We start from the raw sequence: 13402 nt of genomic DNA, 5'->3' as shown, positions 1-13402 counted from the left end.
AATGAAGCAATTACAATTAATACTCCTGGTAATCTTATTTGCTAATACAGCACAATCGCAGGCAATTAATGACTGTGAAACTTGTTTGTCTAAAACAATAAAACAAGAACAAATAAAAAACTTAAGCGCAGATGAATTGCGTTTTCTTACCAATGATTTATACGCCCGAAAAGGATATAAATTCAAAAGTGTTGAAATAGACAGTTACTATTCTGATAAAAAATGGTATAAACCAATCAATGAGAATGAGAAAATTGTTTACAACACAATTGAACAGCAAAATTTGCAATTATTTAAGCAAAGAACAGCTGAACTTAAAACAGATCGTGATAAGTTAATGAATGAGTTAAAGATATTTAAAGCTACAATATTGAGTAATGATAAAGTTACCCTAAAAAATAAATATTCATTTACACCCCAAAACGAGCAATACAAAAATATTACTGAAGCTTTAACAAAATTAAATCTTGAGGATGTAAACTGGTCAAAAAATAAAGGTTTATATAGTGTAACTATTGATAACGGTGATTATGTAATGACGTATGAGCTAAAGATAGAAAAGAATCATGTAACAGTACAATATAGCAGCAGAGGAGGATCTGATATTGCAGAATCTTTGTACCCAAGCGAGTTCTCTGATGAATTTTCTTTTTGGTGGGGATTTGAATGGAAAAATGACACGCTGAAATTCATAAAAATGAATGTAGCAGGCTAGAGAATAGATTTTTTTTTAGATCATTTAGAAAATCAAAATTTAAAACAACAACATAAAATCACCAATATGTCTCTATACAAATTCGACGAAGTTTTAAATGACTTAATGGATTATTTCATTTTAGGCGATCCGGATTATTTATTGCAGTATAAAACTGAAAATAATTTGCCTGATGATTTGCTTACGGAATTTACTACAGAAGAAACTGGTGATCAGGTTGTAGAACAAGGAGTAATGGTACCGATGATAGGAATTGAAAATCATCCGTACACCATATACTTCAATCTTTCGGTTCAAACTCCGGAGCTTTTAAAACCAGAAAATGAACTTCAGCATCAGCGTGACGGATATTGCTTAAAAGTAGTCAACGGACGAATTTACCTTTATACAATTCCTTATCTAAGAAATTTTGCAACACCAACAGTCGAAGCCTTAAAGAAATTCAAAAATGCTACGATAGAATTACCAAATGGCTGGTATACAGTTTCTGTGTTAGCCGGATTAACAAAACAGCTTACAGAAATAGAAACGGTTTCAGGCGAAATAAAAGAATTTGAAAGCATGGAACCCACTTTTGAATTTGTTTTGAAACCATCAACTGAAAAACCAGATTATACAGCAGATTTTAATTATCAGTTTAAAGTGGAAGTATAAGTTATAAAATAGAAATAGTGGAATTACGAAAAGAAATAGAGCCTCAATTTGATGTTGCAGAAAACCGTTATCCTGAAGTATTAAAATCAATTTTGGTTTACACAGATTATTGTGAAAAAAATGGAGATGAAGAGAATATAGAATATAAAAAACTCGAAGAAAAACTTCATCTCATGACAGGTAAAGAGATGTCGAAATTTAATTTGTGGGAATGGTGGGAAGAAGAGGGTGCCGAAAATCTGGCTTTCGATATTTCGTTACCAGACCCGCAAAAAGTAAATTCTCTTACCAAAGAGGAAGTCTATGAAATAGTAAGAAGATTAAAAACTTTTGAAGAAATTAATACCAAACATGTTTCAGATTTTTTTTCAAGGTTTTATCAGAATACAGTTTACGGAAATGGATATTTTATGAAATTTCTGGAAATTAATTTTAATAAATTCAGACTTAATTTATTTCAAAGAAACAAAGATAAAGACGGAAACTATTTTGAATATTCGATTGATGAGGTTATTGCAATTTTAATAGAATAAGATTTGTTCGAAATATAAAAAGACAGGGGATAAGCTCTAAAAAGATAATAATATGAAAATGTACATTTTAGTAAAACAGGGTGTTCCTGATAAGTTGGTTCCTGTAATTACCGCGCACGCTTCTTTAGCCTGTTTTAGAAGATTTGAACAGAATGAAAACATGCAAACCTGGATCAACGGAATCTTTAAAAAAGTAGTTTGTGTTGTTTCTGAAACAGAATTTAAAAATGCACAGAAAGAACCGGACAATATTGTATTAACTGAATCTGCTTTGGATAATCAGGAAGTTTGTTTGGCATTTGTACCCAGAGAAGAATATCCAAAAATGTTCAAATTCTTTAAAATGTGGACTCCACAAGATAATTTAAAGAATGAATAACGAAATAAATATAGAAGAAATCAGGGAAAATGCTTTTTTCTGGAAGTTTTATTTATGCTGGTTCAGAGGTTTTGATGATAAAGAAGAAATTAATATCGATGAAGCAGTTGATGTTATAGAAACCAATGAAACCGAATTTTATAATTGGGAAAGATCATTTTTTAATCATGAATCGATCGAAGAAAACCCAAGATATATTGCGGGGAATCTAACAGATAATTTAAATTTTGCTGTTGAATTTCAGGAATATGAGATCAATTTTTTTCTGAATGATATTTATATTGGTAATTTAGGAGGTCATTTTGAAGCTTGGTTTTTAACATTGAATGAATTGCTGGCTTTTGAAAAAAAAAACATTTTCTTTTTGCTTCTGTTACCAATGACAGGAATACAGGAAAATCAGAAATCTGTCTTAAAACCAACAATTATAAAACATCTGGAAGCTATTCCTAATTTTGAATCGCATTCTGAATATATTGCTAATTGTATTTTAAATGGTTTAATAATGGACTCTTCATTTCAGGAAACAGCTGAAATTGGTATAACAAATAATGAAAATCACAGTGTGAGAAATGTAATAAAGTACTCGCGCTATGAGGAAGATGTAAAAGAGCTGAATAAAATTCTTCATTCGTTCAAATAATAATCTTCGATCCTACACGCCTTAGCGGTTAAATTGAAAAGCATTAAACTTTTATTAACAAAAAGTAAGTGGTCATTAATTTATATTTGTAAGGCAAATTTAATTTTAAGCCTTACGAGTATGAAAATCCCCATTTTTAAAATTTTACTTTTTCTTTTATTCGCTTTTTCGGTAAGTGGTTACAGTCAAAATGTAAAGCTGCTAAATATTGATCAGCTGAACGAAAGAATCAAAAACGGAAAAGACAGTACTTATGTAGTGAATTTCTGGGCAACATGGTGCGCGCCCTGCATTAAGGAATTGCCTCATTTTGAAAAGTTAAACGCAGAATTTAAATCAGAAAAACTCGCTGTTTTGCTGGTTAGCGTTGATTTTAAATCAAAATTAAACTCTGCTGTAATTCCTTTTGTAAAAAGAAAAAACATGAAAAGTCAGGTTTTCTTACTGAACGAAAGCGATCCTCAAAAGTACATTGACCGAATCGATAAATCCTGGTCAGGCAGTATTCCAGCAACACTCTTCATTAAAGAAGATCAAAGAAAATTTATCGAATCTGAATTTACCTACGAACAATTATTAACCGAATATAAAAAACTATAAATTATGCAAAAGTTCATTACTACAGTTACAATACTAGTATTTAGTATTTTATTTGCCCAGGCACAAACGGCAACGCTTAAGGCAGGACAAACAGCACCTGAATTTAAATTAAAAAATGTTGATGGGAAAGAGGTTTCTTTTGCCAGTTACCCAAAAGCAAAAGGTTTTATCGTTGTTTTTACTTGTAATACCTGCCCGTATGCAGTGGCTTATGAAAAAAGAATAATTGAGCTGGATAAAAAATTTAAACCGCAAGGATATCCTGTAATTGCTATTAACCCAAATGATCCTGAAGCTTCGAAAGCTGATGCTTACGATAAAATGCAGCAATTGGCAAAAGATAAAAAATATCCTTTCCCTTATTTATTCGATCAGGGACAAGTGGTTACAGATCAATATGGAGCAAAGCATACACCGCATCTTTTTATTGTTTCTAAAACATCAAAAGGAAATATCGTAGAGTATGTAGGAGCAATCGACAATGATCCGGAAGGCACTAAAACAGAGAAAACAAAATATGCCGAAGATGTAATCGCATCATTAAAAAGCAATCAAAAGCCAGCTATAACTGAAACTAAAGAAATTGGCTGTACGGTAAAAAGAAAAGCGAAAGCATAGTTTTTTATATTTTCGTATAAAGAAACACCACTGAAAAGTTGGTGTTTTTTTGTTTAAAGATGTTTTTATAATTGTTCTTTTATTGTTTTGAAATGGTGGTATCCTCATTTTTTGTCATCCTGAAACAGGAGGATCACAATAGAAACTCGACAAAGAATCTCGATAAAGATTAGGAAATTACTTTGCAGAGTTTCTATTGTGATCCTTCGTTGCCCAGAACGATAAGATTGTGGTTACTTTGGTTTTGTCAGATGAAGTCGAAGCCCGTTTCAATAGACACTCTCTTCGACTCCGTTAAGGCTGACATTCATTATGTATAAAATAAAAAACAACTAATTTTAAACAAAAAAAAAGACTGTCTAAAAAGAACAGTCTTTATTATACTTTTTACAAACTTTTCAGCTTTTTCATAAAAACAGGAAACACTTCGTTCAATTCTTCAAAAAGAGGATTCTTACGGTGCTTTAGTTTTATTTCGCTAAACAATTTCAGACCAAGTGCAAATTGTGTCGCTTCGTTAGGATCTTCAAAAATATTTTTCTCTTTTATTTTTTCAATAATGCTAAAAACTTCGTCGTGATTGTCAAATTGTATTCCGAGTTCTTTTGCCGGTTCGGTTTCGCCGTTTGCGTATTCTTTTAAGCTTAATGTCAGGTAATATTTATTTGATCTTTTTTCCATTTGATTTAAATTATAATTATTTCAACCATTTCTCTACAATGGTTTTAAAGGTTTCCTTGTACTGTTCCCCAACAGTTATTTCGGTTTTATTAATGAATATTGAATTTTTACTGATCGCATTTATTTTTTCTAATGAAACAATAAAAGAACGATTGATACGCATAAATTTTGATGCAGGGAGTTTTTCTTCCAACGCTTTAAGGGAGATTAAAGACATTACGGATTTCTGAGTATCTTCAAGATGAACTTTTACATAATCTTTTAAGCTTTCGATGTATAAAATGTCTTTTAATGAAATTCGAACCCATTGATATTCCACTTTCAAAAAAATAAATTCATCATCAGCAGTAACAGAAGGATATTGACTTGATGCTTCTTCAGACATTTGTAAAACCTTATTGGCAGCCCTTAAAAACTCTTCATAACTAAAAGGTTTTAAAAGATAATCTACTGCATTAACCCTGTAACCTTCAATTGCATAATGGTTATATGCGGTCGTGAAAATAATTTTGGGCAATGGTCCGGGTTGTTCCTGCAAAAGTCTGGCCAGCTCCATACCTGTTAAATTGGGCATATTGATATCCAGAAAAACAATATCAGGTTGCTGTTCGCGTATCAAACTCATTGCTTCAACTGCATTATCGCAGCTGCAGCTTAATTCTAAAAAAGGAGTTTGTTCTATAAAAGTTTCCACCAGTCTTAATGCGAGTGGTTCATCATCTACTGCTATACATTTTAATACCATCATTGTTCTAAAGTTATTTGCAGATTTACTTTGTATTTGCCATTTGAGGCAATTCCGCATGTCATCATATGCTTGTGCGGATAAATTAAGTGCAGTCTGCGTTTCGTATTTGTTAATCCAATCCCGCCTTGATCTGTTGTTGCTGTTTTTTCGAAAAAAGTATTTTCAACTTCAAATTCAAGATTGTTTTCTTTTTGTCTAAGCTTAATATGTATTTCACTTTTGTCTGTGGCATGTACGCCATGTTTAAAAGCATTTTCTACTAAAGGTAATAACAACATGGGAACAATTGGGTAATCGTGTATTTTTTCGGGAATATCTGTTGTTATGGTAAGCTTGCTATTGGCACGAAGTTTCATTAAAGCTATAAAATCTTTCATGAAGTCGGCTTCTTTTAATAAAGTAGTTCTTTCGCCTTCGGTACTGTACAGTAAATATCGCATCATACGGCTTAAGGTATGAAGTGCACTTCGTGAATCTTCGATATTGGTATAAGTAAGCGAATAAATACTATTAAGCGAATTAAAGAAAAAATGCGGATTGATTTGTGCTTTTAGCATTGCCAGTTCGGCCATTGTTTTATCCTGCTCGAGTTTTTGTTTGTGTTGTGCTGCTCTTTGCCAGTGGTGTAGCATGGCCCAGCTCGTACTAATACCCAAAACCAACAAAGTAAGCATGAAAACATAATTGTCAAAATAGGGATTTTTGTATTTTTTAAACCCTAAAACCAAACTGATTTTAGTATGAAGATCAGTTTGAGATGTATAGAAATAGGCGATAACCTGCATAACAAAGATGATACAGAACTCCCAAAGCAAAAAAGGAGATGTACTATCTTTTATAATGGTTTTAGGAACGATGATTTTGGCATTAGAATAAAATATAATAATAAGTAAAACCAATACAATCATTTGCCAAATCCAAAAAACTGTAGGAAGCACTACATTCCAGGTTATAGGAATATAAAATAACATTATAAATCCCAATAAAAGCCAGGCAAGAATATGTAATCCGGTGAAAATGTATGGTTTAAAAAAGTTTGGTGACATTTTATATTATGATTTTATGACAATATTACATTATATTTATAGAAGATATAAAAGCAATCGCCCAAAATTGTATGAGAACCCGTAAAAACCATTTTAGAGCCGACGAGCATGTTGTAACACGTGTTGTTATTGATTAATAAACTTCTATCGGTTCTTATGTGATATCTATCGATTGTTTCTTGCGCTCCGTCTATTGTAAATTTTTTGTTTGTTATATTTTAGTTCTTTTGTTTCGATATAAATTGATAATTACACATTTTTCACAATGAATAAGCAATCCTTTTTAAGCATTCTCGCAGTAGCTGTTATTATCACATCGTGTGGTAATAAAAATGACAAATCGGCTCAGGCCGGAGGTGCACCACAAGTTAAAGAGTATAAAACGCTGACTTTAGAGACTAAATCAGCCACATTAAATACAGACTTTCCTGCCAGTATCCAGGGACAGCAAAACATCGAAATTCGCCCTAGGGTAGAAGGTTATATCGATAAAATTTATGTTGATGAAGGTGCTGTTGTTAAAGCAGGGCAGCCTTTATTTAAAATCAGCGCACCAGAATATGAGCAACAAGTTCGTACAGCAACTGCAAGTATAAAAAGTGCTCAGGCAGATTTAAGTTCAGCAAAACTGGCAGTAAATAAAGTAAAACCACTGGTAGAAAAAGGAATCATTAGTAAATACGATCTTGAATCGGCTCAATATACTTATGAGTCGGCTTTGGCGTCAGTAGCCCAGGCAAATGCAGCTTTAGTAAATGCCAAAACCAATTTGGGATATACTACAGTTACAAGTCCAGTTAATGGAGTTGTGGGTTCAATCCCGTTTCGTTTAGGAAGTTTGGTGAGTTCTAATACAACTGAACCTCTTACAACAGTTTCCAGTATAGGAAACGTTTTTGCTTATTTTGCAATGAACGAAAAAGCTTTGCTAAATTTTAGTCAAAGCGGTACGGGAACTTCATTAGAACAAAAAATCAAACAATTGCCAGCCGTTTCACTTTTACTTTCAGATGGTTCAACTTATCCTGAAAAAGGACGCATTGAAACCGTAAACGGGTTAATCAATACCGAAACTGGTTCGGTAAATATCAGAGCGCGTTTTCCTAATCCAAAAGGAATCATTAGAAGCGGAAGCAGTACAACTGTGAGAATCCCGAATGAAGTAAAAGACGTTATCTTAATTCCTCAGAGCGCTACATTCGAACTTCAGGATAAAATCTTTGCTGTTACTGTAGGGAAAGACGGAAAAACAAAAAATGTCAATATTGCTAAACTTGAAAACACAGCAGGGAATTACTACGTTGTAACAAGTGGCTTAAAAGCAGGTGATCAAATTGTATTAGAAGGAGTCGCTGCTTTAAAAGAAGGAACCGAAATTAAAGCTCAAAATCAGAATCAGGAAACGGTTTACGCTGACTTAAAATAAGAAAAAATGTTTAAAATATTTATACAAAGACCTGTACTTTCGACGGTAATATCTGTTATTATTGTCATTCTGGGAGTTTTAGGACTTATTGAGTTACCTATATCTCAATATCCTGATATCGCCCCACCAACAGTAAACGTTTCGGCAAGTTATACAGGTGCCAATGCTGACGTTGTACTTAAAAGTATCGTAATTCCGCTTGAAGAGCAAATTAACGGTGTAGAGAACATGACTTACATGACTTCTACAGCAACAAATGATGGTAATGCCTCTATAAAAATTTTCTTTAAAGTAGGAACAAACCCGGATTTAGCAGCGGTAAACGTTCAGAACAGGGTTTCCAGAGCAACTAGTTTATTGCCTGTAGAGGTAACTCAGGCGGGTGTAACAGTAACAAAGAGTCAGAGTAGTAACTTAGTGATTTTCTCTTTATATAGTGATGATCCTGCTTATGATCAGACCTTTCTTCAAAATTATGCTAAAATCAACCTTGTACCGCAAATTCAGCGTGTAGTTGGGGTAGGAGATGTAACGGTTTTTGGTGCAAAAGATTACTCAATGAGAATCTGGTTAAAGCCGGATATCATGCAACAATACAAGTTGATTCCCAGTGATATTTCAGCTGCTTTGGCCGAACAAAATATCGAAGCTGCACCAGGTAAATTTGGTGAGAACGGAGATCAGGCTTTTCAATACGTAATTAAGTATAAAGGACGTTTAACCAGCGACAAGGAATTTGGCGATATTATCATCAAATCTGTTGGAAACGGACAAATGCTGCGATTAAAAGATGTTGCTAAAGTAGAGCTAGGATCTTTAAGTTATACTTCAACGATTAAAACAAATGGTGTAGAATCTGCTGCAATGGCAATTAGCCAGACTCCAGGATCTAATGCCCGTGATGTAATCAACAACTCTAAAGCCCTTATTGAAGAGGCTGCAAAAATCTTTCCAAAAGGAGTAAAATATACGATTCTTGTTGACGTTAATGAAAACCTTGATGCTTCTATCGAAAAGGTAATTCATACGTTGATTGAAGCTTTTATATTGGTTTTTATCGTAGTATTTATTTTCCTTCAGGATTTCAGATCAACTTTAATTCCGGCCATTGCAGTTCCGGTAGCCATTGTAGGAACATTTTTCTTCCTGAATTTATTTGGGTTTACCATTAACTTATTAACCCTTTTTGCCATGGTACTGGCCATTGGTATTGTGGTCGATGATGCTATTGTCGTCGTCGAGGCGGTGCATGCCAAGCTGGATCACGGTTATAAGTCGTCTAAGAAAGCGACGATTGATGCAATGGATGAAATCTCCGGAGCGATTATTTCGATCACTCTTGTAATGGCAGCGGTATTTATTCCGGTAACTTTTATTACAGGATCTACTGGGGTTTTCTACAAACAATTTGGTATTACGTTAGCCGTTGCAATTATCCTTTCTGCGATTAACGCCTTGACTTTAAGCCCTGCATTGTGTGCTTTGCTTTTAAAACCACATGCTGACGATCACAAACATAAAAGTTTTATTCAAAGATTTTATACATCGTTTAACGTTGCCTTTGATAACGTTACGAGTAAATATAAAAAATCAGTTCAATTTCTTTCTGTAAAAAAATGGATCGTATTGGCCTCTATTGTTATTGCTGGTGCATCTTTATTTTATATGATGAAAACAACACCATCTGCTTTCGTTCCTGCGGAAGATCAGGGAACTGTTTTTGCCAACATAAGTTTACCGCCATCTGCTTCTATGGAACGTTCTGATATTATTGCAAAAAAAGTGGATAGTATTGCCAAAACAATTCCGGGTGTTAAAAACACACTTCGAATTGTGGGACAGAACTTTACAGCCGGAGCGGGAAGTGCTTACAGTATGGTAATTGTAAAACTGGAGACTTGGGAGAAACGTGATCTGAGTGTAAATGATGTAATTGGCCAGCTTTTTGCCAAAACAAGCGGCATTCGTGAAGCTAATATCTTCTTTATTTCTCCGCCAACAATTCAGGGATTTGGACAAAGTGGAGGATTCGAATTCCAATTGCAGGATAAAGGAGGACACACTACGGCTGAATTCTTTAAAGTAAATACTGATTTTTTAGAAAAGTTGTCAAAACGCCCTGAAATTCAATATGCCACCACGCCATTTAATCCAGGTTTTCCTCAATATATGATGGATATTAATCTGGCAAAAGCAAAAGATGCAGGTGTACCTGTCAACACGATTTTATCAACGATGCAAGGTTATTACGGAGGATTGTATGCTTCAAATTTCAATAAATTCGGAAAACAATACCGTGTTATGATTCAGGCTTCTCCGGAATTCCGTACCAATACAGAAGGATTAAATAAAATCTTTGTTAGAAACAGTGCAGGAACAATGGCTCCAATTACAGAGTTTGTAAAAATGACCAGAGTTTTCGGGCCGGAATCTATTTCAAGGTTTAACCTTTTCTCTTCTATTGCTATTACGGGAGCTCCAAATCCTGGATTTAGTTCAGGAGATGCCATTAAGGCCATTCAGGAAGTTGCAGCAGAAGAACTTCCAACAGGTTACGGATATGAATTCTCAGGATTAACACGTGAGGAATTGGCTTCAGGAAGCGAAACCATTTTTATCTTTATATTATGTCTTGTCTTTGTATACTTCTTATTAAGTGCACAATACGAGAGTTATATTTTGCCATTTGCAGTATTATTATCGATTCCGTTTGGATTGGCAGGAGCGTATTTGTTCTCGATTATTTTCAAATTAAACAGTAACATTTACCTTCAGATTTCTCTAATCATGTTGATTGGTTTGCTGGCGAAGAACGGTATTTTGATTGTTGAATTTGCCCTCGAAAGAAGGCGTAAAGGAATGCCAATTGTACAGGCAGCAGTTGAAGGAGCCGTTGCGCGTTTAAGACCGATTTTAATGACTTCTTTTGCCTTTATTTTAGGACTTGTTCCTTTGATGTTTGCTTCCGGAGCAGGAGCTGTAGGAAACAAATCAATTGGTACAGGAGCAGTAGGAGGAATGTTAATTGGTACCATTTTGGGAGTATTTGTTATTCCAGTATTGTTTATCATTTTCCAGACCTTACAGGAAAAAGTGAGTGGCCCGGCAAAAGATGGTTATGATGATGAAGATGATGATGAAGAGGTACAACTAATCGAAGCTCATAAAGAGTAATAATTTTAATTAAGAAAAAATGACTCATAGTTCAAATAAATATATTCTTATGGTAGTTGCAGTCACTCTTTTGAGTGCCTGTGTTACCAAAAAGTACGAGCGTCCCAAAACATTATCGACAGATAATTTATACAGGGATCAGGCTTCTGCTGACTCGACTACTATCGCCAATATGCCTTGGCAGACTATTTTTAAGGATCAAAAACTAAACGCTTTAATTCAGAAAGGACTAGACCAGAACCTGAACTTAAAAAATGCAATAGAAAATATCGTACAGGCGCGCGCAACTTTACGTCAAACCAAATTGGCTTATTATCCAACTTTGGATTTTGATGCTAATGCAACACGTAATAAGCAATCTAAGGCAGCTTTGAATTTTCCGGCAGGAATCAATATCAATACGTTAACTACGACTTATAAAATGGGTCTGAGTACGTCTTGGGAAGCTGATATTTGGGGAAAATTAAGCAGTTCTAAAAGAGCAGCTTTAGCCACTTATCTTTCTACAGATGCGGCAAAACAAGCGGTACAAACCCAGTTGATTTCGGATATTGCTAATAATTATTTCTTATTATTATCGTATGACAAGCAATTAGAAATCACGAAATCTACATTAGAAAGCCGTATTAAAAATGTCGAAGTTATAAAAGCTTTAAAAGAAGGAGCAATTGTAACAGGTGCTTCTGTTGTACAAAGTGAGGCCAACCAGCATGCAGCCGAAGTGTTGATTCCGGATTTAAAAAGAAGTATTCGCGAGACAGAAAACGCACTTAATATTTTATTAGGACAACCATCAGGACCAATCGAAAGAGGGGTTTTAGGTGAGCAGGTTATTCCTGAGAAAATAGCTATTGGTTTACCAGCGCAATTGTTAGAGAATCGCCCGGATGTTCGTCAGGCTGAGTTTGATTTCAGAACCGCTTTTGAGACCACTAATATGGCTAAAACTTATTTTTATCCAAGTTTAACACTTACCGCAAGTGGTGGTTTGTCTACTTTGCAATTAAAAAACTTCTTCGATCAGTCTATTTTTTATTCTATAATTGGAGGATTAACACAGCCTATTTTTAATCAAGGACTTAATAAAGCAAGATTAACAAACGCGCAATCAAGACAAGTGCAGGCTTTTAATAATTTTCAACAAAGTCTTTTAGTTGCAGGTCAGGAAGTTTCGAATGCCTTGTATGCTTATGAAATGGCGGTTGAAAAAGAAGATTCAAGAGAAAAACAAATCGAAGCATTAGAAAAAGCAGTAGATTTTACACAACAACTTTTAGAATACAGTTCTGCCACTAATTATACAGATGTATTAACCTCAGAACAAAACCTTTTAGCAGCTCAATTGAGTGGTGTAAATGATAATTTACAGAAATTACAAGCTGTAGTTGATCTGTACCGCGCTCTGGGTGGTGGATGGAAATAAGAGATATCGATAAATCATTTTTATGATGATCGTCACAAATTAAAATATGTATAAAAACGCCTCAAAATTTTGAGGCGTTTTTTTATACATTTTGTCGGCTCTGAGGTACTATTCGTCGATTGGTTTGGTGTTTTTGTATAATGAGGAGTATAAAAGCAAATAAATGGCACTACTTTAGCATTGTATTAAATACATTAATACTAAATACTACAAAAATGAAAAAAATAGTAATTGCAATAATGCTCTTGATGAGTGTTTTTGCTCACGCACAAGTTTCGATCAATGTAAATATTGGTACACCTCCAAGTTGGGGGCCACAAGGTTATGACGATAGTAGATATTACTATTTGCCGGATATCGATACCTATTATGATGTTACCCAAAAACAGTTTATTTATGATAATAACGGCAGATGGATCAGACAAAGCAGATTACCTTCAAACTACAGACAATATGATCTGTACGGAGGATATAAGGTAGTTTTAAATGATTACAGAGGAGATGCTCCTTATACGTATCATAAAAAACACAGAGCAGAATATCCAAAGGGATATCACGGGAAACCTCAAAAAAACAGAGGTAACAAACCGGATAAAGCATATAAAGAAAATAACAAGTATAAAAATAAAAACGGAAATTCTAAAAACGATCATCCAGATAAATCTAAAGGGAATTCTAATAAAGGTAAGGATCACCGACATGATAATCACCACTAAATAAAAACATGACTAATTTTGAAGAACGCCTCAGCAATGAGACGTT

The 13402-nt window shown here is 34.2% G+C and carries 14 protein-coding genes; 11 read left to right on the top strand and 3 right to left on the bottom strand.

The window, feature by feature from the left end:
* The first annotated feature begins 1 nt into the window (after position 1).
* From IRZ78_RS08910 to IRZ78_RS08880, 7 genes are all read left to right on the top strand, one after another.
* Positions 2 to 715 carry a YARHG domain-containing protein gene (locus IRZ78_RS08910; protein ID WP_194616186.1) on the top strand — a complete coding sequence of 238 codons (714 nt, stop codon included), beginning with the start codon at positions 2 to 4 and terminating at the stop codon, positions 713 to 715.
* A gap of 66 nt (positions 716 to 781) precedes the next feature.
* Positions 782 to 1369 carry a hypothetical protein gene (locus tag IRZ78_RS08905; protein ID WP_194616185.1) on the top strand — a complete coding sequence of 196 codons (588 nt, stop codon included), beginning with the start codon at positions 782 to 784 and terminating at the stop codon, positions 1367 to 1369.
* Positions 1370 to 1386: 17 nt separating this feature from the next.
* The gene (locus tag IRZ78_RS08900) at positions 1387 to 1902 is read left to right on the top strand and encodes a hypothetical protein (protein WP_194616184.1); all 516 of its coding nucleotides are present in this window, start codon (positions 1387 to 1389) and stop codon (positions 1900 to 1902) included.
* Positions 1903 to 1954: 52 nt separating this feature from the next.
* A complete protein-coding gene (locus IRZ78_RS08895; protein ID WP_194616183.1) occupies positions 1955 to 2281 on the top strand; it encodes a hypothetical protein in 327 nt (108 codons plus the stop codon).
* A complete protein-coding gene (locus IRZ78_RS08890) occupies positions 2274 to 2924 on the top strand; it encodes an Imm19 family immunity protein (protein ID WP_194616182.1) in 651 nt (216 codons plus the stop codon). Before IRZ78_RS08895 ends, IRZ78_RS08890 begins: the two co-directional genes overlap by 8 nt.
* 120 nt (positions 2925 to 3044) lie before the next feature.
* A complete protein-coding gene (locus IRZ78_RS08885; RefSeq protein WP_194616181.1) occupies positions 3045 to 3524 on the top strand; it encodes a TlpA family protein disulfide reductase in 480 nt (159 codons plus the stop codon).
* 3 nt (positions 3525 to 3527) lie between these two features.
* On the top strand, positions 3528 to 4142 hold the full coding sequence (locus IRZ78_RS08880; protein ID WP_194616180.1) for a thioredoxin family protein: 615 nt from the start codon (positions 3528 to 3530) through the stop codon (positions 4140 to 4142).
* Between the two features lie 387 nt (positions 4143 to 4529).
* On the opposite strand, the gene IRZ78_RS08875 is transcribed toward IRZ78_RS08880, so the two are convergent.
* From IRZ78_RS08875 to IRZ78_RS08865, 3 genes are read right to left on the bottom strand one after another with little or no spacing between them, the layout of a single operon-like run.
* Positions 4530 to 4823 (bottom strand): DUF3861 domain-containing protein, encoded by a 294-nt coding sequence (locus IRZ78_RS08875; RefSeq protein WP_194616179.1) that lies wholly within the window; start codon positions 4821 to 4823, stop codon positions 4530 to 4532.
* Between the two features lie 16 nt (positions 4824 to 4839).
* Positions 4840 to 5571 (bottom strand): LytTR family DNA-binding domain-containing protein, encoded by a 732-nt coding sequence (locus IRZ78_RS08870; protein ID WP_194616178.1) that lies wholly within the window; start codon positions 5569 to 5571, stop codon positions 4840 to 4842.
* Entirely contained in the window at positions 5568 to 6617 is a 1050-nt protein-coding gene (locus IRZ78_RS08865; protein WP_194616177.1) for a histidine kinase, read from the bottom strand. The genes IRZ78_RS08870 and IRZ78_RS08865 overlap by 4 nt, the downstream gene beginning before the upstream one ends.
* 265 nt (positions 6618 to 6882) lie before the next feature.
* Between IRZ78_RS08865 and IRZ78_RS08860 the strand changes: the two genes are divergently transcribed.
* From IRZ78_RS08860 to IRZ78_RS08845, 4 genes are all read left to right on the top strand, one after another.
* Complete coding sequence (locus tag IRZ78_RS08860; RefSeq protein WP_194616176.1) at positions 6883 to 8043, top strand: efflux RND transporter periplasmic adaptor subunit; 1161 nt, start codon at positions 6883 to 6885, stop codon at positions 8041 to 8043.
* A 6-nt stretch (positions 8044 to 8049) separates the two neighbouring features.
* Positions 8050 to 11217 carry an efflux RND transporter permease subunit gene (locus IRZ78_RS08855; RefSeq protein WP_194616175.1) on the top strand — a complete coding sequence of 1056 codons (3168 nt, stop codon included), beginning with the start codon at positions 8050 to 8052 and terminating at the stop codon, positions 11215 to 11217.
* Between the two features lie 19 nt (positions 11218 to 11236).
* Positions 11237 to 12640 (top strand): efflux transporter outer membrane subunit, encoded by a 1404-nt coding sequence (locus IRZ78_RS08850; RefSeq protein WP_194616174.1) that lies wholly within the window; start codon positions 11237 to 11239, stop codon positions 12638 to 12640.
* Positions 12641 to 12855: 215 nt separating this feature from the next.
* Positions 12856 to 13356 (top strand): hypothetical protein, encoded by a 501-nt coding sequence (locus IRZ78_RS08845; protein ID WP_228520415.1) that lies wholly within the window; start codon positions 12856 to 12858, stop codon positions 13354 to 13356.
* Positions 13357 to 13402: the final 46 nt, after the last annotated feature.

The sequence above is a fragment of the Flavobacterium sp. CSZ genome (assembly GCF_015350725.1).
In the GTDB taxonomy this organism is placed as follows: domain Bacteria; phylum Bacteroidota; class Bacteroidia; order Flavobacteriales; family Flavobacteriaceae; genus Flavobacterium.
Note: the sequence above shows the minus strand (reverse complement) of the source record. Positions and strands in the feature narration are given on the sequence as shown.